This is a genomic window from Stenotrophomonas sp. LM091, from assembly GCF_001806305.1.
GTDB classification, from domain to species: Bacteria; Pseudomonadota; Gammaproteobacteria; order Xanthomonadales; family Xanthomonadaceae; genus Stenotrophomonas; species Stenotrophomonas bentonitica_A.
This window is the reverse complement of record NZ_CP017483.1, coordinates 3,395,748-3,418,530: the sequence shown is the minus strand read 5'-3', so window position 1 is coordinate 3,418,530 and position 22,783 is coordinate 3,395,748. Positions and strand designations below refer to the sequence as shown.

At 68.0% G+C, this 22,783-nt stretch carries 18 protein-coding genes; 8 read left to right on the top strand and 10 right to left on the bottom strand.

All coding sequences use genetic code 11. The annotated features are described in order from the left end of the window. Positions 1-78: 78 nt before the first annotated feature. Together gpmA and BIZ42_RS15070 are read right to left on the bottom strand one after the other, a co-directional pair. Positions 79-828, bottom strand: coding sequence for a 2,3-diphosphoglycerate-dependent phosphoglycerate mutase (gene gpmA, locus BIZ42_RS15075; RefSeq protein ID WP_070426899.1), 750 nt, complete (start codon positions 826-828; stop codon positions 79-81). A gap of 87 nt (positions 829-915) precedes the next feature. Then, a complete protein-coding gene (locus BIZ42_RS15070; protein ID WP_070426898.1) occupies positions 916-1,962 on the bottom strand; it encodes a cation diffusion facilitator family transporter in 1,047 nt (348 codons plus the stop codon). A 143-nt stretch (positions 1,963-2,105) separates the two neighbouring features. On the opposite strand from BIZ42_RS15070, the gene BIZ42_RS15065 reads away from it, so the two are divergent. Together BIZ42_RS15065 and BIZ42_RS15060 are read left to right on the top strand one after the other, a co-directional pair. After that, a complete protein-coding gene (locus BIZ42_RS15065) occupies positions 2,106-3,530 on the top strand; it encodes a diguanylate cyclase (protein WP_046272082.1) in 1,425 nt (474 codons plus the stop codon). A 128-nt stretch (positions 3,531-3,658) separates the two neighbouring features. Then, on the top strand, positions 3,659-4,792 hold the full coding sequence (locus BIZ42_RS15060; RefSeq protein ID WP_070426897.1) for a metallophosphoesterase: 1,134 nt from the start codon (positions 3,659-3,661) through the stop codon (positions 4,790-4,792). A gap of 32 nt (positions 4,793-4,824) precedes the next feature. On the opposite strand, the gene BIZ42_RS15055 is transcribed toward BIZ42_RS15060, so the two are convergent. The 4 genes from BIZ42_RS15055 to BIZ42_RS15040 all read right to left on the bottom strand — a co-directional run bounded on the left by BIZ42_RS15055 (position 4,825) and on the right by BIZ42_RS15040 (position 10,545). Continuing rightward, positions 4,825-5,100, bottom strand: a complete 276-nt coding sequence (locus BIZ42_RS15055) for a hypothetical protein (RefSeq protein ID WP_046272084.1) — start codon at positions 5,098-5,100, stop codon at positions 4,825-4,827. A gap of 69 nt (positions 5,101-5,169) precedes the next feature. Continuing rightward, a complete protein-coding gene (locus BIZ42_RS15050; RefSeq protein ID WP_070426896.1) occupies positions 5,170-7,860 on the bottom strand; it encodes a serine/threonine-protein kinase in 2,691 nt (896 codons plus the stop codon). Further along, positions 7,857-8,459 (bottom strand): ECF-type sigma factor, encoded by a 603-nt coding sequence (locus BIZ42_RS15045; RefSeq protein WP_070426895.1) that lies wholly within the window; start codon positions 8,457-8,459, stop codon positions 7,857-7,859. Before BIZ42_RS15045 ends, BIZ42_RS15050 begins: the two co-directional genes overlap by 4 nt. Before the next feature lie 112 nt (positions 8,460-8,571). Continuing rightward, positions 8,572-10,545 (bottom strand): oleate hydratase, encoded by a 1,974-nt coding sequence (locus BIZ42_RS15040; RefSeq protein ID WP_070426894.1) that lies wholly within the window; start codon positions 10,543-10,545, stop codon positions 8,572-8,574. A 222-nt stretch (positions 10,546-10,767) separates the two neighbouring features. On the opposite strand from BIZ42_RS15040, the gene BIZ42_RS15035 reads away from it, so the two are divergent. The 3 genes from BIZ42_RS15035 to BIZ42_RS15025 all read left to right on the top strand — a co-directional run bounded on the left by BIZ42_RS15035 (position 10,768) and on the right by BIZ42_RS15025 (position 14,943). Further along, positions 10,768-11,154 (top strand): BlaI/MecI/CopY family transcriptional regulator, encoded by a 387-nt coding sequence (locus BIZ42_RS15035; protein WP_070426893.1) that lies wholly within the window; start codon positions 10,768-10,770, stop codon positions 11,152-11,154. Beyond that, positions 11,151-12,653 carry a M23/M56 family metallopeptidase gene (locus BIZ42_RS15030; RefSeq protein WP_070426892.1) on the top strand — a complete coding sequence of 501 codons (1,503 nt, stop codon included), beginning with the start codon at positions 11,151-11,153 and terminating at the stop codon, positions 12,651-12,653. The genes BIZ42_RS15035 and BIZ42_RS15030 overlap by 4 nt, the downstream gene beginning before the upstream one ends. Before the next feature lie 115 nt (positions 12,654-12,768). Further along, the gene (locus tag BIZ42_RS15025) at positions 12,769-14,943 is read left to right on the top strand and encodes a TonB-dependent receptor (RefSeq protein WP_083279871.1); all 2,175 of its coding nucleotides are present in this window, start codon (positions 12,769-12,771) and stop codon (positions 14,941-14,943) included. A gap of 6 nt (positions 14,944-14,949) precedes the next feature. On the opposite strand, the gene BIZ42_RS15020 is transcribed toward BIZ42_RS15025, so the two are convergent. After that, entirely contained in the window at positions 14,950-16,083 is a 1,134-nt protein-coding gene (locus BIZ42_RS15020; RefSeq protein WP_070426891.1) for an acyl-CoA desaturase, read from the bottom strand. A 2-nt stretch (positions 16,084-16,085) separates the two neighbouring features. Further along, entirely contained in the window at positions 16,086-17,159 is a 1,074-nt protein-coding gene (locus tag BIZ42_RS15015) for a ferredoxin reductase (RefSeq protein WP_070426890.1), read from the bottom strand. Between the two features lie 93 nt (positions 17,160-17,252). On the opposite strand from BIZ42_RS15015, the gene fabR reads away from it, so the two are divergent. Further along, positions 17,253-17,915, top strand: a complete 663-nt coding sequence (gene fabR / locus BIZ42_RS15010) for an HTH-type transcriptional repressor FabR (protein ID WP_026069985.1) — start codon at positions 17,253-17,255, stop codon at positions 17,913-17,915. 139 nt (positions 17,916-18,054) lie between these two features. Here fabR and BIZ42_RS15005 read toward each other — a convergent pair whose 3' ends face one another. Next, entirely contained in the window at positions 18,055-18,417 is a 363-nt protein-coding gene (locus BIZ42_RS15005; protein ID WP_019184476.1) for a glycine zipper 2TM domain-containing protein, read from the bottom strand. Positions 18,418-18,807: 390 nt separating this feature from the next. Here BIZ42_RS15005 and BIZ42_RS15000 point away from each other — a divergent pair, with 390 nt between their 5' ends. Then, a complete protein-coding gene (locus BIZ42_RS15000) occupies positions 18,808-19,203 on the top strand; it encodes a barstar family protein (RefSeq protein WP_070426889.1) in 396 nt (131 codons plus the stop codon). Positions 19,204-19,345: 142 nt separating this feature from the next. On the opposite strand, the gene BIZ42_RS14995 is transcribed toward BIZ42_RS15000, so the two are convergent. After that, positions 19,346-19,633, bottom strand: coding sequence for a hypothetical protein (locus BIZ42_RS14995; RefSeq protein WP_070426888.1), 288 nt, complete (start codon positions 19,631-19,633; stop codon positions 19,346-19,348). A gap of 523 nt (positions 19,634-20,156) precedes the next feature. Here BIZ42_RS14995 and mutS point away from each other — a divergent pair. Further along, on the top strand, positions 20,157-22,712 hold the full coding sequence (gene mutS / locus BIZ42_RS14990; protein ID WP_070426887.1) for a DNA mismatch repair protein MutS: 2,556 nt from the start codon (positions 20,157-20,159) through the stop codon (positions 22,710-22,712). Positions 22,713-22,783 lie beyond the last annotated feature (71 nt).

The following is a 22,783-nucleotide window of genomic DNA, read 5'->3' as shown; positions in this document are numbered from 1 at the left end:
GCGTCGGGTGCAGCCCCCCCATGGGGTGGCCCTGCCCGCGGGGGTAAAGAAAGGCCGGCTTGCGCCGGCCTTTCGTTGTTATTTCGCCTTGCCCTGGTTCGCCACGGCCTCAGCGGCCTTGCGCGCCGCTTCCGGGTCGCCCAGGTAGCGGAACGACTGCACGGTCAGGTCGTCGTTGAGTTCGAACAGCAGCGGGATGCCGGTCGGGATGTTGAGCTCCAGGATGGCTTCCTGCGAGACGTTGTTGAGGTACTTGTACAGCGCGCGCAGCGAATTGCCGTGGGCGGTGACCAGTACGGTCTTGCCATCCTTCAGCTGCGGGGCGATGGAATCGAACCAGTACGGCAGCACGCGGTCCAGCGTGGTGGCCAGCGATTCGGTGCCGGGCAGCGCGTTGCGGTCCAGGCCGGCATAACGACGGTCATGGATCGGGTGACCCGGGTCTTCGATGTCCATCGCCGGCGGCGGGATGTCATAGGAACGGCGCCAGATCTTGACCTGGTCCTCGCCGTGCTTGGCCGCGGTCTCGGCCTTGTCCAGGCCCTGCAGGCCGCCGTAATGGCGCTCGTTCAAGCGCCAGCTCTTGCTGACCGGCAGCCAGTCCTGGTCCAGCTCGGCCAGGGCGCCCTGCAGGGTGTGGATGGCGCGCTTGAGCACCGAGGTGTGCGCGACATCGAACTGCAGGCCTTCTTCACGCATCAGGCGGCCGGCGGCGGCAGCCTCGCGGCGGCCCTGTTCAGTCAGTTCCACGTCCACCCAGCCGGTGAAGCGGTTGTCCAGGTTCCACTGGCTCTGGCCGTGGCGCAATAGTACGAGTTTCCGGGTCACTGCAGTATCTCCGACAGATGGCAAGGCAGACCCGCATTGTAGCGGCAACCCTGCCGTGCCCGTCCGCCGCCGGGCCGCCCGTGGGGCTCAGGGATGCGGATGCCCGTGGTGGCCCTGCGCGTCCGGTGCGGCGCGCCGGCTGTCGTTGCCGCCGTGTGCGTGGCTGCCGTGTGCATGGCCGGCATGATCGTGCGTGGCGTGGTCATGCCCGGCATGGTCATCGGCATGCGGGTCACGCGGGGTGCCGACGCTGCAGGGGTCGCCGCAGTGGTCCGTCTCGATCTGCAGGGTCACGTGGTCGATGCCGTGCTGCTCGTGCAACCGGGTGCCCAGCTCGCGGCGCAGACGGTCCGCATCCACACCGGCCCCCATCACCACGTGCGCGGTCAGTGCCGGGGTACTGGAGGCCAGCGCCCAGACGTGCAGGTCGTGCACATCCACCACCCCATCGTGCGTACACAGGGTGCTGCGCACCTCAGCGACATCCATGCCCTTGGGCACGCCTTCGAGCAGCACGTTGATCGCCTCGCGCATCAACACCCAGGTGCGCGGCAGCACCCACAGGCCGATCAGCACGGCCAGGATCGGATCGATCGGTTTCCAGCCGGTCCAGCGGATGAGCAGCGCGCCGAGAATCACTGCGACCGAGCCCAGCATGTCCGCCCAGACTTCCAGGTAGGCCCCCTTGACGTTGAGGCTCTCGCCGCTGCCAGCACGCAGCAGGCGCATCGAAATCAGGTTGATGACCAGCCCGAATACCGCGATCACCAGCATGCCGGTGGAGGCGATCTCCTGCGGCGCGCGGAAACGCTGCACCGCCTCCCAGAGAATGTAGCCAGCGACCACGAACAGCATGCCGCCGTTGATCATCGCGCCGATGGCCTCCAGCCGCGCATAGCCATAGGTGCGCTTGGCATCGGGCGGGCGTCGGCTGAGCCGGACCGCGACCAGCGCGATCATCAGCGCAAGGGTGTCGGTGGCCATGTGCGCGGCATCGGACAGCAGGGCCAGGCTGTTGGTCCAGAACGCGCCGGCCACCTCCACCAGCAGGAAGGTGGTGGTCAGGCCCAGCGCCCACCACAGCGGCTTCTCGTGGCGGATCTCGCTGGGCAGATGGTCGTGGTCGTGACCCATGAAAGCTCTCCTGGACAATGCCGGCAGGTTAAGCAGCGCCTCGCGCGGAGACTATTACACTTACCGCAGCGTTCAGTTTGCAATTCAATAACAGCAGCGCCCGGCCGCTACCTCTCGACGGCCTGTGTGGCGGGAAGACAATCGTGCATAACGTTCCAAATCTTGATGAGGCCAGCCAACCGCTGGCGCTGGCCTGGGCCGATACGCTGGCGCGGACGCCGGCGGCGGCGGCGACACTGCTGGCTGGCCTGTCGGCGGAGAGCCCGCCCGGGCTGGCCCACCATTTCTACGACGTGCTGCTCGAAGACCCGCGCGCCAGCCGCTTCCTCTCGCACGACCAGGTGCGGCTGCGCCTGAAACCGGCGATGCAGCGCTGGCTGCAGCAGATTCTCACCGCTACCCCGGACAGCATCAACGCGCTGGTCGCCGCCCAGCGCGTGATCGGTGACGTGCATGCCCGCGTGGGCATTCCGGTGGATCTGGTGGCCCGCGGTGCGCGTGTACTCAAGCATCGCCTGTTCGACCGCATCATCGCGCAGGCCGACGAAAGTGCGACCGCCTTCGCGGCGATCCACTGCCTCAGCGCCTCGATGGACATCGCGCTGGAAGGCATGACGCTGGCGTATACGCACGCACGCGAGCGTTCCTCGCGGACGGATGCGGCTTACCGCCTGTTCTCGCTGGTGCAGAACGTCAGCACCGAGCGCGAACGGCAGCGTGCCCTGCTGCTGGATTGGGAAAACGCCCTGCTCTATGCGATGGCCAGCCAGAATGCCGAGGCCGAGCTCACCGGGCTGGCCCAGTCCGAGTTCGGCCTGTGGTTTACCCACAAGGGCATTCCCAGCTTCGGCGAAAGCAGCGAAACCGGCCAGGTCGGCGCGCTGGTGGCCGCGGTCGATACACAGCTGCAGGAAGCCTTGGCGCATGCTGATTTCGCGGCGCGCTTCGGCGCATTGCAGGGGATCCGCGAGCGGCTGGCGCAGATCCGCACGCTGATGGGCATGTTGTTCGAACGGATCGGTGAGCTCGATGCCGGCAGCGATGCACTGACCAACCTGCTCAACCGCCGCTTCCTGCCAACCGTGCTGCGCCGGGAGATCGAACTGGCCAACTCCACGCAGACACCGTTCTCGGTGTTGCTGCTGGATCTGGATCACTTCAAGGCGATCAACGACGCGCACGGACACGATGGGGGCGACCGCGCCCTGCAGCACGTGGCCGCCCTGCTCGGCCAGCTCACCCGCGGCAGCGACTACCTGTTCCGTTATGGCGGGGAGGAGTTCGTGGTGGTGCTGGTCGCCGCGACTGCCGCGCAGGCCGAGGTGATCGCCGAGAACCTGCGCAAGCACATCGCGCAGAGCCCGGTGCAGCTGGCCAACGGCCACAGCTTGTCGTTGACCACCAGCATCGGCGTGGCCGCACACGATGGCCACCCCGATTACGAGCGGCTGATGGCACGCGCCGATGCAGCGATGTACCAGGCCAAGAAGCGGGGCCGTGACCAGGTGGTACTGGCCACCGACGCACTGCCCGACGCCCCGGGCCGGCAGGCCCTGCAGCGCGGGTGATCCCGCCGGGGCGGATGCCGCCCCCTCATCCGCCTGTTGCGGCAACAGTGGCTGACCAATGGCGCATGTCTGGCGTGCCCGGTGCGGCGTAGCATCGCGGTACTGCCGTCCGCTACAGGAACCTCCCGATGTCGATCCGCCGCGCCCTGACCCGCCCTGCTCTGCTGCTGCTCCAGTCGGCGCTGCTGATCACACCGATGCTGGCCACCGCACGCGAGGTGGCGGCGCCAGCCGAGCACGTCGATGCCGATGGTCCCTATGTGTTCCGTACCGCCACGGGGCTGGAGGCAGCCTGGGTGTGCAAGGACCATGTGATCCGCCGCGAGCTGCCGGCGGGCGAACAGGCCACGATGGTCGCGCCCGAATGCGGCTATCCGCACCCGCTGAGCGTGCTGCCACCACGCACGGCGGAGGTCGCGCGCTTCCCGGCCACGCCGCGGATCGTCGCGCTGTCGGACATCCATGGCCAGTACGGCCTGCTGGTGAAACTGCTGCGGGCCCATCACGTGATCGACAACGACGACCGCTGGTCGCTGGGTGATGCCACGCTGGTGGTGGCCGGGGATGTCTTCGATCGCGGCCCGCAGGTCACCGAGGCGTTCTGGCTGCTGTACAGCCTGCAGCAGCAGGCCGCAGCGGCCGGCGGTGCGGTGCACTTCGTGCTCGGCAACCACGAGACGATGGTGCTCTACAACGACCTGCGCTATGTCAATCCGAAGTACCTCAAGAGCGCGCAGCTGCTGGGCCGTTCCTATCCCGCGCTGTATGGGCCGGATTCAACCATCGGCCAGTGGCTGCGTACCCGCCCGGTGCTGCTGCGCATCGGCGATACCCTGTTCCTGCACGGCGGCATCGCCCCGGAGAACCTGGACCTGGTGCGCAACATGGAGGCCACCAATGCCGGCTACCAGGCGGCGGTCGGTCTGCCGAAGGAGCAGGTCAAGGCTGCACCGGACACCGCTCGCCTGTTTGATGGCAAGACCAGCCCGATCTGGTACCGCGGCTACTTCGATGGCCGCATGGACACCGCCCAGGTCGAGGCCCTGCTCAAACAGCTCGATCTCACCCGCATCGTGGTCGGCCACACCTCGATGCCGCATGTCAGCAGCTTCCACGGCGACCGCATCATCGCCATCGACAGCAGCATCAAGAACGGTGAGAACGGCGAACTGCTGTTCATCGAGAACGGTACGCTGAGCCGCGGCCTGCTCGATGGCTCGCGGGTGCCGCTGGCCGAAGGCAGGATGGGCGAGAGCGACTGACCGGGCGTTGCCTGCCGGTCAGCCCGTCCGCGTCAGCGCGGCTTGTAGATGCGCGAGACCATCCAGCCACCGTGGCTGCGGAAGCGGCCGCTGTCGCCGGTCAGGGCGAAGCGAAGCGCGACCACCGCGGCGCGCCCCCGCGAACAATGCCAGTCGCGCGCTTTGCCATAGGCCTTGCGGAACGCACGGAACGGGCCGCGTGCCTGCGTGATGTCCAGCTCGGCGTCATGGAGGTCCATGGCGTCGGCCGGGGCTGCCGGCGGAGGCGCGGCAGTGCGGCTGGCATCGGGATGGAGATGGTCTGACATGGCTTCCCTTCGATCAACGAGGCCCGGAATCGGCCTCCTGATCGATAAACCGTGAAAACCATCACAAACCTATCGCGTCCCGGCCAGCTCCCGCGCATGGCCGCCATCGAGGCGCTGTTCCAGCACGGTGATGCGGCCGAGGAACTCCGACGTCGGCGCCAGTTCCTGCAGGTGCGGCCGGGCCCGGGCGATCTGGGCGCGGGCCCCGGCGGCATCGCCGTTGGCGTACATGGCCTCGGCCAGCGGGATGCGCCATTTGGCGGTGGCCGTGGAATCGGCGCCGTAGAAGCCGGTGAACGTCTCGACGAGTTGCGCCGACAGCGGTACCGCGGCAGGATCGCCACGGCGCTGGGCCAGCAGCGCCTGCTGCATCTGCAGGCGCAGTTGCAGCCACGGTGGCAGGCCGGGATGGTCCTGGCCGAATGCGGCAAGGGCACGGGCGGCCTCGGCCAGTTGCCCGGCACGGGTCAGCCATTCGATCTCGACCAGGCGCAGTACCAGCAGCTGGGGCGACTCGGGCGGCAGCTCGCGTCGCCACAGGGCGGCCACCTGCTGCAGCGGTGCCTGCGCCTCGGCCGTGCGATCGGTGCGCAACAGCAACCGGGCCAGCACCATCTCCACGTCGAGTGTGTCGGCGTGCCCGGGCCCGAGCAGCGCCCGATAGCGCGCCAGCGCGGCGCGGTAGTTCTGCTCGGCCCGCGCATAGTCGCCGCGCGCTTCCTCCATCAGCCCATGCGCGTACTGCTTGACCGCGTAGGCACGGCTGTCCACGCCATCGACGGCGGCGCTGGTCTGCAGGCTGTTGCGGAAGTGCTGATCAGCGGCCTGGTAACGGCCCAGGTCCAGGTACTGGCCCGCCAGCGCGGCTTCGGCCGAGGCGGTGTAGCTGCTGCCTGCGCCGAACATCTGCCGGGTCAGCGCGAAGCCGCGCTCGGCCAGTGCCAGCGCTTCATCGATACGACCCTGGTTGAGCAGGGTCGAGGACAGCGCGCGGAGGACCCGCTGGTACTCCGCCCCCTGCACACCCTGTTCGCGGGATGCCTCGGCCATGGCCTGGCGCAGGATTGCTTCGGCCTTGTCCAGCTCGCCCTGGCTGCGGTACAGATCGCCCAGGTTGGCCATCGTAGCCAGGGCGCCACGCTGCAGCGGTGCACGGTTGCCGCCCCGGCTCAACGCCAGCGCGGCGCGGAAGGACTGCTCTGCGGCAGCCGGCTGCTCCAGCCGCGCCTGGGCCTGGCCGCGGGCGTTCAAGGCCTTCAGTCGTACCACCGGATCATCGTCCTGCTCCAGCACCGCCAGTGCGTGCCCGGCACTGGCCAGCGCCTCCTTTTCCTGCCCCGCGCTGAGCAGCTGCACAGCCAGGCTGGCGCGCGCGTCGGCGATCTCGTGCGGCGCGGCGCCGGTGCGCACCAGGCCATCGACACTGTCGCGCAGCAGGGTCTGCGCATCGAGGGGTTGACCAAGATTCTGGTAGGCGCGCCCCAGCGCGGCCTGCATGCGTGCGCGCAGCGCAGGCGACACGGTTCGGTCATGCGCGAGCCGGCGTGCACCCAGATCGAGAACCTCGCGCGCGGTCATCGGCGTGCCGTTGCGCAGGCCCGGATCGGCTGCGTCGAACGCGGCCACCAGCACATCGGCGATGCCTGCCGCGGCGGCCGCATTCTGTTCGGCCTGGTGGCGCGCCTCGCTCAGCCGCAGCACGAAGGCCAGCACCATCACCGCCACCAGCGCGACGATCACACTGGCGCGCCATTGCCGCCGCAGCAGCAGGCGCGCGCGATGCCAGCGGCCTGGCCGCCGCGCACGCACCGGCCGATGGGCCAGATGCCGTTCAACATCCTCGGCCAGCGCTTCGGCGGAGGCATAACGTTCGGCCGGATCCGTGGCACGGGCCTTGGTGGCCACCGCCAGCAGGTCAGCAGGCACCCTGCGCACCGGTGGCGGTGTGGGCTGCAGCAGCTGCTCCAGCATCACGCCAAGACTGTAGACATCGCCCACCACGCTGGCCGGGCGCCCCGCCAGCCGCTCGGGGCTGGCATAGGCCGGAGTAAGGAATGGCGCGGTATCTTCGGCGTCACCCAGCAGATGCGCGATGCCGAAATCCAGCAACACCGGCTGGCCGTCGGCCCGCACCAGCACATTGCCGGGCTTGAGGTCGCAGTGCACCACCGATTGCGAATGCGCGGCCTGCACCGCGCGGCAGATCTGCACGAACAGCCGCAGGCGGGCGGCCAGGTCCAGCGAGCCGCAGGCCCGGTCCAGCGGCTCGCCCGGTACGTATTCCATCACCAGAAAAGGCTGCCCGCCCTCGGCCACGCCAACGTCGTAGAGCCGGGCGATATGCGGATGCTGCAGATCGGCCAGGATCTGGCTTTCACTGGCCAGCCGGGTGGCCAACAGCGGATCGTAGGCCCGGCGCATCAACTTGATCGCCACTTCGCGCCGGTACAGCGCATCGGCGCGCTCGGCCAGGAACACCACGCCCATCCCGCCGACGGCGAGCAGGCGGCTCAACCGCCACGGCCCCAGCCGCTGCCCGACCAGTGCGGCCGGATCGTCCATCGCGGCCATCACCGCCGCCAGCGCCTGCTCGATACCGCCCAGGTCTGCCGTCTGCGCACGCAGCAGCTGCAGGGTTTCGTCGATCGTGGCCGGGTCGTCACAGAGCTCATGCAGGGCCGGACGCCAACGCGCCTCGGGCAGGTCACAGACCGCGTCGAACAGCCCGCGCACGCACTGCCAGTGACCGGCCTCACTCATGCGCGCGTGGCCGGTCCGGCCAGGTGGCGGTTCAACCACGCCTTGGCGAACCGCAGGTCGCGATCGACCGTGGGTACCGAGACATCCAGCGCCAGGGCGATCTCTTCGCGGCCCATCCCGCCGAAATACATCCATTCCACCGTACGGGCGGCACGTTCATCCAGTCGTGCGAGTGCTTCCAGCGCGCGATTGAGCGCCAACACCTCCAAGGCGTCATGGTCCGTGCTGGCTTCCCGATCGACATGGGACAGGGTCAGGTTGACCACGCCACCGCCGCGTTTGGAGGCGGCCATCGCGCGCGCGTGGTCGACCAGGACGCTGCGCATCTTCAGGGCCGCCAGGGAAAGGAAGTGGACACGGTCGCGGTAACCGACCTCGCCATCGATCATCCGCATCAGCGCTTCGTGCACCAGCACCGTCGGCTGCAGCAGGCCATCCTGGGGCGTGCCCAGGCGCGCCACGGCCATGCCACGCAGCTGCGTATACAGCAGTGCAAGCAGCTGATCGCGGGCGGCGATGTCCTGCTGCTCGCTCCAGCGGCGCAGCAGGCGGGTGACATCCTGGCGTTCGGCCGCAGGCGGTGTCGCATCAAAAGGCATGTGGGGCGGGTCCGTGCATCACAGCAGGCGATCAGCCTGCAGTATCGCCGATCCCCCTCCGCATGCAGAGGGGGCCGCGGTGATCCCCGGTCACCGCGGCACCGGAACCGGCCTACTTCCCGCGCTTGGACAGAGTCTCGCGCAGCGTTTCCAGCCGCGTGGAGAGATCCTTCAGCGCGCTGCTGCCCTTGCCGACCAGCCAGGACATTTCCTCTTCGACGAAACCGCTACGGCTGCGTTCGGTGTCCGGCAGCGGCGGCAGGATGTGCGCGAAGTAGGTCTTGTCCAGCACGCGCCGGAGCAGCCGCTCACCGGGGAAGGGCTCGTTGTTGTTGAGCGCACGCGCGGCCTTGACCAGGTTGCGGATGTCGTACTGGGTCGGACTCAGGTCCGGCACCTGCTTGGGCAGGTCCAGCAGCGTATACACCGCCACGCGCGCGGTACGCACCGAGCTTTCCATGGTGAACACCACATCGTTGCGGGTCTCCACGAACTGGCCGAGCAGGCCCAGGTTGGTGCAGCCCCTGGGCACGACGTGTGGGCGATCGCCGGCAGCGCGCGGCATGAACTGCGCGGTGATGTACGGCATCAGCGAGGTGCGCACCTTGGTGTTGGCAGCGATCTCGTCAAGCTGGTCGACGATGCCCAGGTGGTAGCACAGCTCGGCCAGGATCTCGCGGCCGGTACAGGCCGGCATCGGCTTGGCCACGTGGTTGCCGTTCTGGTCCATCAGCAGCGCGTACACCCACACCACCAGCACGTCCTTGGGCTGATCGACGAAGTGCGGCTGCCGGTTCACGGTGAAGCTCAGCACCCAGTTGGAGTCGGTGAAGGTGATCACCCCACCGGTCACGGTCCTGCCCGAGTATGGGTCGTTGACCGAGAGCGCCTTGATCTTGTCCACCAGCGGCGAGGGCCGGCAGGTCAGCGTGGCCGACTCCCACATCGAGCGGTCGATATCGCCATGGAATTTCGCCGGCTTGCCGAAGATCGGCGACTGCGCGGCGAGGTTGTGCCACAGCGCCCAGTCACTGTCCTGCCCGGGTGTTTCGCGGGGGCGCTTCAGCACCGGCACCGTGTCCATGTCGCCGTAGGCGGTGCCCTCGGTCATCGAGCCGGTCAGCGCGAACACCAGATCGCCCTGCGCAACCGGCAACAGGGTGTCGTTGCCCTCCACGCGGCAGCGCAGGCCGGTGACGGTACGCGTCTCCCCCTCCACGCGCATGTCCAGGTCATACACCCGGGTGCCGAAGGTGACCTGCACACCCTGCTCGCGCAGCATCTTCACCAGCGGTTTGACGAAGCTTTCGTACTGGTTGTACTTCGGGAACACCAGCGCGGACATGTCGTTCAATCCGTCGATGGCATCCAGGAACCGGTGCATGTAGAGCTTCATCTCCAGCAGACTCTGCCAGTTCTCGAAGGCGAACATCGAGCGCCAGAAGAACCAGAAATTGCTCTGCAGGAAGCCGTCGCTGAAGTAGTCCTCGATGGTCACATCGTCGAGGTCTTCCTTGCGCTTGAGCATGAGCTTGACCAGTTCCCACTGCTGCGGCTTGCTCAGCCCGAACGTGGAGAAGTCCTGGATCTCCCCCTGCTGGTGCATCAGCCGGGCCTTGGAGTAGTTCGGGTCGTTGTCGTTCACCGCCCGGTACTCGTCGAGCACGCTGTAGCCGGCGGGCAGCTCCAGCGCGGGCACATCCTGGAACAGATCCCAGAAGTTGTCGTAGTTCCAGTTCATTTCGCGCCCGCCGCGAACGAGATAACCCTGCCCGGGGTCGCCGGCGCCATCGAGCGAGCCGCCTTCGATGTCCAGGCTGTCGATCAGGGTGATGTTGCCTGCGGGCATGCCGCCATCGCGGATGAGGTAGAACGCGGCGGCCAGGCCGGCGATGCCGGTGCCGATGATCCACGCCTTGCGTGTCGCCACCCCCTCCGGTGCCACCGGGCGGTTGCGCATGTAGGCGCCCATCATGTCCGGCGGCGGCAGCGTGTTCTCCGGCCGGTTGGACCAGTAACCACCCGTTGCGTCGGGCTCCTTGTCGATCACCGTCGCGCGGCGCACGTTCTTTTCCTCGGCAGCCATATCTCCACTCCTTATTCGATGGACCCACGGGAGGCACCGGATGACCCGGCGCCCGGCAGCACGGCTTCCCTACCGCTCGCGGCCCCCTCCCGGCACCGCGCTGCACACCGCGATGGTACGCACCCCACCTGTGACGGCATTGATCCGCATCAATCTCCTTGCGGTTGCATTCGATGCGACAGATGTCGCACACTTGCGACACTCCGCCAAACCGGGATTCCCATGTCCGCGCTGCCAACCCCCTCCAACGCCGAGCTCGAACTGCTCAAGGCACTGTGGCGCCAGGGCGCCTGCAGCGCGCGCGAAGTGCACAACGGCGCCGTGGCCGCGCTCGACTGGTCCTATTCCTCCACGCGCAAGACGCTGGAACGGATGGTCGACAAGGGACTGGTCGAAGAAACCGTCGAGCACGGGTTGAACATGTACCGCGCCCGGGTCGGCAAGGTCGCCACGCTGGCCGCCCTCAGCACCGACTTCGCGCGCCGGGTGCTGGAAATCGATGGCGCGTTGCCGGCCCAGGCGTTCGCCGACAGCCGCCTGCTCAGCGAACAGGAGCTGCGGCAGCTCGACGCGCTGCTGCGTGCACCTGCCAAGGACGACCAGGCATGAGCCTGACGCTGGGATTCTGGGCGGTGCAGGCCGTGTGCGCCCTCGCCGCTGGCGGGCTGGCCTGGGTTGCCGGCCAACGCCTCCACCGCCACCTGGGCCTGTCCCACGCGGCCTATGGCTACTGGCTGGGGCTGTGGTTGCTGGCGGTGATGCCCGTGCTGCTGTCGACGCTGGTGGCGCTGTGGGTGCCCGCACCGCTTGTCGCGCTGCCGCCCGTGCTGACGATGCCGCTGCCGGTTGCGTTGGACCTGGGAGACGCCGGCAGCGCCGGCGGCGTTGCGGCGACCTCCCCTTGGATGCGTCCTTCCACCGCCATGCTGCTGGCGGCGCTGTATTTCGCCGGCCTGGGCATCGCCTTGCTGCGCGTGGCCTACGGCATGCGGGCCACGGCCCGGCTGTGCCGCGCCACGACCGCGATCACGCCCGCAGACTGGCCGGGACCTCGCAGCCGTGCCTGCGCGCAGCGGCTGATGTCGGCCGGCGTTGTCTGTCGCCTCAGCGCAATGCCGGTGAGCCCGTTCGCTGTGCGCTGGCCACGACCGATGATCGTGCTGCCCCGGTCGGCCCTCGCACACCTGGAGGACCGTGCGTTGAGCCTGATCCTCGGCCATGAAGCAGCGCACCTGGTGCGCCGCGATCCGCAGCGCGCGGGTTTGATGGCGGTGATCAACGCCCTGCTGTGGTTCAACCCGTTCCTGCCCCGCCTCACCGCACGCGTGCAGCTGGCGGCAGAACTGCGCTGCGATGCGCGGGCACTCGCCGAAGATGCCCAGGGCGGGCGCGAGTTCGCCACCGCCTATGTGCGCACGCTGCGCCTGTCTGCCGCCGCCCGCACGCCTGCCCAGGCACTGACCCACCGCGATCTGGCCGGCCATGAAATCCGCATCCGCCACATGCTGCATGGCGATGCCGCGCGGCCGCTGGCACGATCACGGCGTGTGATGCTGCTGGGCAGCGCGCTGCTGGTCGGGAGTCTGCTGATGGTGATGCAGGCGAGTACGGCGCGGCCGCTGCCGGATCCTGACGCCGGCAATGCGCCGCCTGCGGCCTCGATGACGCATGCCGTGCTGCCCCTGCCATTGCCACCGGTGCGCCAGCGCTCCAGCGAAATACGTTTCCAGGCGCCGCTGGCGACACCGCGGGTCACCGGTCACTTCGGCGACACCGGCAGCATCCGGCAGCGGCCGCACCGCGGAACCGATTTCGGTGCACGCTCCGGCACGCCCGTGCTGGCCCCCGCCGACGGGCGCGTCGTCGCGGCCACGACTGCCTACCCGGACGGTCCCCAGTACGGCACGGTGGTGGTGATCGATCACGGCCAAGGCTGGCAGACGCTGTATGCGCACCTGCAGGGCACCGATGTCGTGGTCGGGCAGCAGGTGCAGGCCGGCGAGCAGATCGCCCGCGTCGGCAGCACCGGACGCGTGACCGGTCCGCACCTGCACCTGGAAATGCTCCGCAACGGCGAGCGCGTCGACCCGCAGGCGCATCTGCCATGACCGGCTGACCGCTCCCCCCACACATCCGCCCCTCCGCTGCATTTCGTTTTCCTGGCCACAGGAGGGGCGCGTGTTGCCCCGCGAAATGCCCCTGCCCTCCTGCACGGACCGCCCCATGTCACCGACGTTCCGCACCGTACTTGCCCTGACCCCGCTGTGTGCCGCGTTCTCCAGCGCTGCACAGTCACTGCCCGCACCGCAGGCGCCGCCACCCACCGAGCTGGAGACCGTGCAGGTGCAGGGCACCGTGTACGACGCACGCCGCGAGGACACCGCCACCCGGATCGTGGTCGGCGCTGAAGCGCTGCGCCAGTACGGCGACATCGGCCTGGTGGATGCGCTCAAACGCCTGCCCGGCATTACCGTCGGCACGGGTGCGCCCGGCCGCAGCGGCACGCTGTCACTGCGGGGGTTGGGTGCTGGCTATACCCAGATCCTGCTCAACGGCCAGAAAGCGCCCGCCGGGTTCGACCTGGACTCGCTCACGCCGGAGATGGTCGAGCGCGTGGAGATCATCCGCGCACCCACCGCCGACCAGCGCGCCGAAGCGATCGCCGGCTCGATCAACATCGTGCTGGCCGCAGGCGCGCGAAAGGACAGCGGGCAGCTGTCGGTGGCCTGGGGCAACAGCAACGGCCGGAACACGCCCTCGGTCAGCTGGCAGCGCAACCGGCGCGCCGACCACCGCAGCAGCGCGATCACGGCAACCGCATCGCGCCGCGAGTTCCTGGTCGAGGAAACCGGTACCGAGCGTGCATGGAATCGGCAGGGAATACCGACCACCCTGCGTGACACCTCCCTGCGCGCCAGCGGAAACCGCGATGTGCTTTCACTGGCCCCCAGCCTTGAAGCGACGCTGGAGAACGGGGATACCTTCGCGCTGCAGGGCTTCGCCGATGCGAGCCGGTTCAACCGCATCACCGACATCGACTGGGCCACCACGCTCGGCGCCCCACTGCAGACCACCCGCTATCAACAACGCACGCGCATCGACGTGGCGCAGGCCAATGGCAGCATGACGTGGACGCGGACATTCGAACGGGGCGGCACGTTCACCACCAAACTGCGCCTGGGCGGCAACCGCGAGCGCTACACCTATCGGGAACAGGGCCAGGCGGCGGACGGGCGACAGAACCTGGAGGACCACACCGACGCGCGGTTGACCGTGGGCGATCTGAACAGCAGTGGCAAGTACACGCTGCCCGCCCGCGGGCGGCATGCGCTGCAGCTCGGCTGGGAGGGCAGCGAGGATCGCCGCGATGAAGCACGCGTGCAGCAGCTGTTGCCTGTCCACGAGGGCGGCGTGGTGGCGATCAGCGACCTGGCTTTCGACGCGCGCATCCGTCGCCTGGCGCTGTACGTGCAGGATGACATCTCGCTGAGCGAGCGCTGGTCCCTCTATGCCGGCGCACGCTGGGAACAGATCGATACCCGCAGTGACGGCAGCAGCTTCAGCGGCATCCAGCGCCGTGACCAGGTGCTCTCACCGGTGTTGCAGTCACTCTGGAAAATGCCCGGCACCCGGGGCGACCAGCTGCGCGTCGCGCTGACCCGCACCTATCGATCGCCTACGCTGGCCTCGCTGATCCCGCGCCCGTACACCTCGACCAACAACCGCCCGCTCAACCCCGACGAACGCGGCAACCCGGCGCTGCGGCCCGAACTGGCGACCGGCGTGGACCTCTCCTACGAAACCTACGGCAAGGACGGCGCGCAGCTCAGCATCGGCGGTTATGCGCGCCGGATCAGTGAGGTGATCCGCACCGAAACACATCTGCAGGACGGTCGCTGGGTGGCCACGCCGGTCAACGGCGGCACTGCGATGACCTGGGGGCTGGAGATGGATACGGCATTCCGTCTGCCGCAGTTGATCGCAGGCGCGCCGGCCGTGGCGGTGCGTTTCAATGCGACCGCCAACGATTCGCGCGTGGATGATGTGCGCGGTCCGGACAACCGGCTTGATGAGCAGGTGCGCTTCAGCGGCACCCTGGGCGCGGACTACGAGATCCGCACCGGCTGGACGGTCGGCGGCAGTTACACCTACCGCACCGGCGGCACGGTGCAGGTCAGCCCCGGCCAGTTCGAGATCAGTGCGTACGGGCGCGAGATGGACCTGTACTCGCTGTGGTCGCTGCGCGCAGGCAGCAAGCTGCGGCTGAGCCTCAACAACGCGCTGCACCGGGCGCTGCACACCGGGCAGGAGCGGGTCAGCGAAGACGGTACCGAGCAGCTGCGGCGCCAGCGCAGGGCATCGCCACTGCTGCGCCTTCAGCTGGAAGTGCCGCTCTAGCCCGGCTCAGCCGGGCTGTCGGCTGGCCTCACCCACCGTCGGCAGTGCCCGTGCGCGGCCGGGCTTGCTCGGGAAGGCATGGCGCACGATCCGCCACATCACCTGGCCGAACTGCCGCGGCAGCGAACCGGTGTTGTAGTGCTGGCCGTAGCGCGCGCAGATGTCCTTCACGTCCACGGCGATCGCGGCATAGCGGTTGGCCGGGATGTCCGGGTAGAAGTGGTGCTCGATCTGGTGGCTGAGGTTGCCCGACATGACATTCATCAGCTTGCCGCCGGTCAGGTTGGACGAGCCGCGCAGCTGGCGCAGGTACCAGTGGCCGCGGCTTTCATCGCGCACGCATTCCTTCGGGAAGGTCTCCGCGTCGGCGGTGAAGTGGCCGCAGAAGATGATCACGTAGGTCCACACGTTGCGGATCAGGTTGGCCACCACGTTGCCCAGCAGCACCGGCAGGAAGAACGGGCCGGCCAGCGCCGGGAACAGCAGGTAGTCCTTGAACATCTGCTTGCCCATCTTGCGGCCGACTGGCCGGAACTGCGCGCCCAGCTGACGCAGCGTCATCTTGCCGGCGAACACGCGACCCAGGCGCAGGTCCTGTATCGCGATGCCCCATTCGAACAGCAGCGCGAACACGACCGCCACCACCGGCTGCATCAGGTAGAACGGGCGCCAGCGCTGCTCGGGGAAGATCCGCAGCAGGCCGTAGCCGATATCGTCGTCCAGCCCGCGCACGTTGGTGTAGGTGTGGTGGCGGAAGTTGTGGGTCTTGCGCCAGTTGTCGGCGGTGCCGACGATGTCCCACTCATAGGTGCTGCCCTGCAGCTGCGGATCGCCCATCCAGTCGTACTGGCCATGGATGACGTTGTGCGCCAGCTCCATGTTTTCCAGGATCTTGGACAGTGCCAGCATCACCACGCCGGCGATCCATGCCGGAATCAGCACGCTGTGTACGAACGCCCCCAGGAACAGCAGCGCGCGGCCCGCCACGCCGGTCCAGCGCACCGCCGCCACGACGCGGCGGATATAGCGCGCATCGCGCGCACCCAGCGTGGCCAGATGGCGCGCCCGCAGGGCATCGAGTTCATCGCCGAAGGCCTGCAGTTCGGCCGGGGACAGCGCGCGGTTGTGCACGGAAGACATGGTCACAGCTCCAGGATCAGGTCGGTGCTGGCGCTGTTCACGCACAGCTTCACTTGCGTGGCCGGTTCGGCCGCGTGTTCACCGGTGAGGGTGTGGCGGGTGACGCCGGACACCTTGCCGCAGACGCAGGTATTGCAGATGCCCATCCGGCAGCCACTGGCCGGGCGCAGCCCTTCGGCTTCCAGCGCCTGCAGCAGCGAGGTGCCGCGCGGCAAGGAGAGCGTGCGCCCGCTGCGGCGCAGCTCGACCTGCACCGTGCCGCTCTCGGCCTCGGGCAGGACCGGCGGGGTAAACGCTTCGGACTGCAGCGAGGCGACCTGGCCCTGCAGGCGCGCCTGCGCTGCATCGACGAAGCCGCCGGGGCCGCATACCAGCGCACGGGCGCTGCTCAGATCGCCCAGTGCCTCGAACGCGAACGCATCGACACGCGAAGCGGGCGACGCCGGATCGCGGGTCAACGCAATGTGCAGCGTGAACGAGGGATGGCGTGCCGCGAGGGCGGCCAGCTCATCGGCAAAACACAGTTCCTCGCGGCGGCGTGCCCAGTACACCAGGTCCACCTGGCCGGGCATGCCGGCACCATCAAGCTGGCGCAGCAGCGCGCGCATCGGGGTGATGCCGCTGCCAGCGGCCAACAGCAGCAGGCGTTCGCTGGAAGGCGTCGGCAAGGTCATCTCACCAAACGCCTGGCCGAGTTCGAACACCTCACCGATCGCCGCGGCACCGGCCAGATGCTGGCTGACCGCGCCGCCGGCAATCGCCTTGACGGTAATGGCCAGCCGCCCATCGGCCAACACGGTCGGGCTGTAGCTGCGCGACAGGCGGCGCCCGTCGACCTCCACGCCGAGGGTCACGTGCTGGCCCGGCAGCAGGCCGCGGAAATGGCGGTTGGGCGTGAGCACCAGGGTCACCGCATCCGCGCTCTCGGCCGTGCGCGACACCAGCCGGGCCAACGGGCGGCGCAAGGTCCACAGCGGATGCAGGCGGGTTCCCCAGAAGTCGAACAGCTCCTCGGAGACCCAGCGACGGGGGCTGGCGGCGTGACGGCGGACGGCAATGCGCGGGACGGTGCTCATGCTGTGCACTATACGGCCGAGCATACGACTGTGTATACAGTTGTATATTGCCGGGACGGGCTATGATTCAGGGACTTGACCGCGCTGCCCCTGATGACCTCCCCTGACCTGCCCCTGCCCGCCTCCGACGACGCCCATCCCGCGCGCAAAGCCTCGATCTCGCGCGAGGATCTGCTGGCCGCCGCGTTGGCCCTGATCGGGCCGCACCGCAGCGTCTCCACGCTGAGCCTGCGCGAGGTCGCGCGTGAAGCCGGGATCGCCCCGAACTCGTTCTACCGCCAGTTCCGCGACATGGACGAGTTGACCGTGGCCCTGATCGACCTGGCCGGGCGCTCGCTGCGCACGATCATCGGCGAGGCCCGCCAGCGGGCAGCCTCCTCCGACCGCAGCGTGATCCGCCTCTCGGTGGAGACCTTCATGGAACAGCTGCGCGCCGATGATCGGCTGCTGCACGTGCTGCTGCGCGAGGGCACCGCGGGTTCGGATGCGTTCAAACACGCGGTCGACCGCGAACTGAACTACTTCGAAGACGAGTTGCGGGTGGATCTGATCCGCCTGGCCGCCGCCGACGGCGCGCGCCTGCACGAACCGGCGCTGGCCTCCAAGGCGATCACCCGGCTGGTGTTTGCGATGGGCGCGACGGCGGTCGACCTGCCGCCGGAGAAAGATCCGGAACTGATCGAGCAGCTGACCCAGATGCTGCGGATGATCATCACCGGCGCGCGCACATTGGCAGGCAGTCCGCCGCTGCGGTGATCACGCCCTTGAACGGCCGTGCGAACCCAGGCATTCAGCGCTGCGCCGTATCACGGCCCATGAAAATGGCGGCCCGGAGGCCGCCATCTGATTTCATCACCACGGGCGCGACAGCCAAGGCTGCCGCGACAGCGATCGATCAACGGTACTGACGCTCACAGCGACGCTCGACCACGCGGTCACCGTTCTTGGACTGCTGGTTGCCCTGGATCTGGCGCCCGGCCGCGCCGCCTGCCACGGCACCGGCAACGGTGGCCAGCTTCTTGCCGTTGCCGCCGCCCACCTGGTTGCCAAGCAGACCACCGACCACCGCGCCGGTCGCCGTACCGGTGATGCGATTGGGATCCTTGGAATTACGCTGGACCTCGACGTTGTGACAGACGACCTTACTGCCGTCGTTGAAGCGGCGTCCTTCGTCCTTGGGGCCGTAGGTCTGTGCGCCAGCCACTGCCGACACCGCCAGCAAACTGCCCAGGCACAACACGCGGATGCTCGTCTTCATGGTCGATCCCTGTTTATGGAACATGAGCCGAGTGTCTGCCTGCCCGCGGCAAGCGAGGGTGAATTCGCGTCGACACTGCGTCAAGGCCCGTGGGGGCGTTCAGGCCGCAGCCATCCACCTGACGGAGCTTGCTGCCGTGTGCAGGTCGTCTAACGCATCGAACGGGACGCCGAAGTGGATACCCGGGCATTCATTGGATGGCAAAGCGCCGTGCCTCACCCTGCTGCGCACACAATCGATCACTGGACCCCGCCAGGGTGACCGACGATGTCGCGTCCCGGACGATCACCCACCCAACGCATCATGAGGACTGCTGCCGATGCATGACACCGCCCTGCGCTCGACAACCATCACCCGGGGCACGCAGCCCCTGCACGCGCGGACCCGGGCATGACCGGACCCACCCTGGTGCTGGACGGAAGCGCCATCGACGACATCGCCGGCTTCTACGCCGAGGTCAACCGCGTGTTCATGGCCAACGAGGACTGGGAACTCGGCCCCAGCCTGGATGCGTTGGATGACCTGCTCTACGGCGGTTATGGCGCACTGGCCGGGCACGCATCCGCCACCGTGCACTGGACGCACATCGCCCACAGCCGCGCCGCGCTCGGGGTGGCGGCCACCCGTGCCTGGCTGCAGGAAAAACAGGCGCGCCCCGGCATGTTCAATGCCGCAGGAATCGCCACCCAGCTGGACGCGCTGGAACGCGGCGTCGGCCAGACCTATTTCGACATCATCATGGAGGTATTCGCCGCCCATCCCACCTTGCAGCTGCGCACGGACTGACCGGCTGCGCGATGCCCCCATCGAGCCGACGGGTAGTTGTAGCCCTGCTCGCCAGTCGGACGTGAGGGTCATGGGTCCGGATACTGGGACCGAAATCCCTTACGGCGCCCCCGGCACACGCCAAGCTGCCGGCACCGGCAGATCAGTCTTTTTCGACGACCATGGTCCAGAGTACGGTGACCATTCCGGGCTTGGCTGGATCCATGGTGCTCTGCGGGAACACCGACACAACCTTCCACCCTTTCGCATACAGCTGCGGAACGGTCACTTGGCCAACCGACTTGCATTGGAAGACGGTGCTGTCACTGAAGGGGGTCATGACCCCGGCCGGTGTGACTTGTTCGGTGGCGAGGCAAACCTCTCCTTGCGCGGCAGAAGCGGAGCCGGCCACGGCGAGCAGGGAGGCAAAAGCAAACGAAGTCCAGCGCATGAGCATTCCTTGGCGAGCCGACGTCGTGGCGGCGCTCAGACGATAGCGTATTGACACGGATGGGAGAAATGATTGGGCGCGGGCCCCTTCTCCCTTGAACACTGCCCACCAGCCCGCCCTCACGCGGCGCCTTGGCTCCCGATCAGCACGCCATAATCCTTGCCTCCCTTGTCCACCGCACCTTCCACGACCCTGGCGCGCTTGGCTGCGCCCCATGGACAGGGATACGACGTACCGAAAGCTCCATCACCTGCTGGCGGGTCAGACTAAACTTGGTGACCTCGCGCCGTGTGGCGCGGCCCGTCGCACCATTTTTTGGCATCATCGTCCGCGTCCCGATTGGCGTCGCAACACGATCTTTGGCTCCCGACGAGCCGTCGCAGCACCATCGCAACAAAAATCCCGTTATTTGCCGCCTTCGACGGCAACCCGCGTTCACCGACCGAGACGCACTCCATTGCAAGCCACTGATTCAAAACAAAAGAACAGCAGCACCAAGGCCTCGCCCGAACACACCCCGCTGATGAAGCAGTTCTTCGCCGCCAAGTCCGATTACCCGGACCTGCTGCTCTTCTTCCGGATGGGCGACTTCTATGAGCTGTTCTACGACGACGCCCGCAAGGCGGCGCGGCTGCTGGACATCACCCTGACCCAGCGCGGCAGCTCCGGCGGCGCGCCGATCCCGATGGCCGGCGTCCCGGTGCATGCCTACGAAGGCTATCTGGCGCGTCTGGTCGCCCTGGGCGAGTCGGTGGCGATCTGCGAGCAGATCGGCGACCCGGCGCTGGCCAAGGGCCTGGTGGAACGCAAGGTGGTGCGCATCGTCACCCCCGGCACCGTGACCGACGAAGCGCTGCTGGACGAGCGCCGCGATACGCTGCTGATGGCGCTGTCGCGCGGCAAGCACGGCTACGGCCTGGCTTGGGCCGATCTGGCCGGCGGTCGGTTCCTGGTCAACGAAGTCGATTCGGACGATGCGCTGGAAGCCGAGCTCGCGCGATTGGAACCGGCCGAGCTGCTGGTGCCCGATGAAGAAAACTGGCCGGCCTTCCTGCAGTACCGCAGCGGCATCCGGCGCCGTGCGCCCTGGTTGTTCGATGCCGACAGCGGCCGCCGCCAGCTGCTGAATTTCTTCAAGCTGCACGACCTGACCGGGTTCGGCATCGACGACAAGCCGCGCGCCACCGCTGCCGCCGGTGCCCTGCTCGGCTATGTCGAAGAAACCCAGAAACAGCGCCTGCCGCACCTGACTGCGATCGCCACCGAAACCGCGAGCGAAGCCATCGCCATGAACGCGGCCACGCGCCGCCATCTGGAACTGGACACGCGCGTGGATGGCGATACCCGCAACACCCTGCTCGGTGTGCTCGACACCACCGTGACGCCGATGGGCGGTCGCCTGCTGCGGCGCTGGCTGCATCGCCCGCTGCGCCTGCGCGAGGTGCTGGTGCATCGCCACGATGCGGTCGCCACGCTGATCGACCGCGGTGCCGACAGCGACGTACGCGATGCCTTCCGCGCCCTGGGCGATCTGGAACGCATTCTTACCCGGGTGGCCCTGCGCTCGGCGCGCCCGCGCGATTTCTCCACGTTGCGTGATGGCCTGGGCCTGCTGCCGGACGTGCGCGCGGTGCTCGCCCCGCTGGATTCGCCGCGCCTGATCGCCCTGCACGATGCGCTGGGCTCGCATGACGAATGCGCGCACCTGCTGGCCAGCGCGATCGCCCCGACCCCGCCGCTGAAGCTCAGCGATGGCGGCGTCATCGCCGAAGGGTACGACGCCGAGCTCGATGAGCTGCGCCGCCTCTCCACGCATGCGGACCAGTTCCTGATCGACCTGGAACAGCGCGAGCGCATCAGCAGCGGCATCGCCACGCTCAAGGTCGGCTACAACCGCGTGCACGGCTATTACATCGAAATCAGCAAGGGCCAGTCGGAGAAGGCACCGGTGCATTACACGCGCCGCCAGACGCTGACCAATGCCGAGCGTTACATCACCGAGGAACTGAAGTCCTTCGAGGACAAGGTGCTGTCCGCGCGCGAGCGCTCGCTGAGCCGCGAGAAGTTCCTGTACGAGCAGTTGCTGGACATCCTCGCCAGCGGGCTGGAGCCGCTCAAGCAGTGCGCGGCGGCATTGAGCGAACTGGACGTGCTGGCCGGTTTCGCCGAGCGTGCGCAGGCGCTGGACTGGGCGCGCCCGGAACTGGAGACCGCGCCCTGCCTGAAGATCGAGCGTGGGCGTCACCCGGTGGTCGAGGCGGTGCGGGAACAGCCGTTTGAACCGAACGACCTGGACCTGCATCCGGACCGCCGCATGCTGGTGATCACCGGCCCGAACATGGGCGGTAAATCCACCTACATGCGCCAGAACGCACTGATCGTGCTGCTGGCCCACATCGGCAGCTTCGTGCCGGCCAGCCGCGCGGTGATCGGCCCGATCGACCGCATCCTGACCCGTATTGGCGCCGGCGACGATCTGGCCCGCGGGCAATCGACCTTCATGGTCGAGATGGCCGAGACCAGCTACATCCTGCACCACGCCAGCGCACAGTCGCTGGTGCTGATGGACGAGATCGGCCGCGGCACGTCCACGTACGACGGCCTGGCGCTGGCTGATGCGGTCGCACGCCATCTGGCTTACCAGAACCGCTGCTACACGCTGTTCGCCACGCACTATTTCGAACTGACCGCGCTGGCCGACGAACAGCACCAAGGCGGCGCCAGCGGCATCGCCAACGTGCACCTGGATGCGGTGGAGCACGGCGACGCGCTGGTGTTCATGCACGCCGTGAAGGATGGCCCGGCCAACCGCAGCTTCGGCCTGCAGGTGGCCGCGCTGGCTGGCCTGCCGAAATCGACCGTCGCCCAGGCGCGACGTCGCTTGGCCGAGCTGGAGCAGCGCAGCCATGAGACACAGTCCGCCGTGGTCGCCGCGCAGGCGCTGGATGCACCGCAGCAGTTCGGGCTGTTCAACGCGCCCAACACCGCTGCCCAGGACGCGCTGGCCGCGATCGATCCGGACGAGCTGACCCCGAAGCAGGCACTGGAAGCGCTGTACCGGTTGAAGACACTGCTCTAACGATCCGGTAGTGCCGGCCGCTGGCCGGCTCCCCGCAGAGCCGGTAGCACCCGACCGTTGGTCGGGTGCGC

What these genes read in the sequence shown, in the direction of transcription:
- BIZ42_RS15070 (WP_070426898.1), bottom strand. Translation starts at nt 1,962, where the DNA reads ATGGGTCACGACCACGACCATCTGCCCAGCGAGATCCGCCACGAGAAG.
- BIZ42_RS15060 (WP_070426897.1), top strand. Translation starts at nt 3,659, where the DNA reads ATGTCGATCCGCCGCGCCCTGACCCGCCCTGCTCTGCTGCTGCTCCAG.
- BIZ42_RS15055 (WP_046272084.1), bottom strand. Translation starts at nt 5,100, where the DNA reads ATGTCAGACCATCTCCATCCCGATGCCAGCCGCACTGCCGCGCCTCCG.
- BIZ42_RS15050 (WP_070426896.1), bottom strand. Translation starts at nt 7,860, where the DNA reads ATGAGTGAGGCCGGTCACTGGCAGTGCGTGCGCGGGCTGTTCGACGCG.
- BIZ42_RS15045 (WP_070426895.1), bottom strand. Translation starts at nt 8,459, where the DNA reads ATGCCTTTTGATGCGACACCGCCTGCGGCCGAACGCCAGGATGTCACC.
- BIZ42_RS15040 (WP_070426894.1), bottom strand. Translation starts at nt 10,545, where the DNA reads ATGGCTGCCGAGGAAAAGAACGTGCGCCGCGCGACGGTGATCGACAAG.
- BIZ42_RS15035 (WP_070426893.1), top strand. Translation starts at nt 10,768, where the DNA reads ATGTCCGCGCTGCCAACCCCCTCCAACGCCGAGCTCGAACTGCTCAAG.
- BIZ42_RS15030 (WP_070426892.1), top strand. Translation starts at nt 11,151, where the DNA reads ATGAGCCTGACGCTGGGATTCTGGGCGGTGCAGGCCGTGTGCGCCCTC.
- BIZ42_RS15025 (WP_083279871.1), top strand. Translation starts at nt 12,769, where the DNA reads ATGTCACCGACGTTCCGCACCGTACTTGCCCTGACCCCGCTGTGTGCC.
- BIZ42_RS15020 (WP_070426891.1), bottom strand. Translation starts at nt 16,083, where the DNA reads ATGTCTTCCGTGCACAACCGCGCGCTGTCCCCGGCCGAACTGCAGGCC.
- BIZ42_RS15015 (WP_070426890.1), bottom strand. Translation starts at nt 17,159, where the DNA reads ATGAGCACCGTCCCGCGCATTGCCGTCCGCCGTCACGCCGCCAGCCCC.
- fabR (WP_026069985.1), top strand. Translation starts at nt 17,253, where the DNA reads ATGACCTCCCCTGACCTGCCCCTGCCCGCCTCCGACGACGCCCATCCC.
- BIZ42_RS15005 (WP_019184476.1), bottom strand. Translation starts at nt 18,417, where the DNA reads ATGAAGACGAGCATCCGCGTGTTGTGCCTGGGCAGTTTGCTGGCGGTG.
- BIZ42_RS15000 (WP_070426889.1), top strand. Translation starts at nt 18,808, where the DNA reads ATGACCGGACCCACCCTGGTGCTGGACGGAAGCGCCATCGACGACATC.
- BIZ42_RS14995 (WP_070426888.1), bottom strand. Translation starts at nt 19,633, where the DNA reads ATGCGCTGGACTTCGTTTGCTTTTGCCTCCCTGCTCGCCGTGGCCGGC.
- mutS (WP_070426887.1), top strand. Translation starts at nt 20,157, where the DNA reads ATGAAGCAGTTCTTCGCCGCCAAGTCCGATTACCCGGACCTGCTGCTC.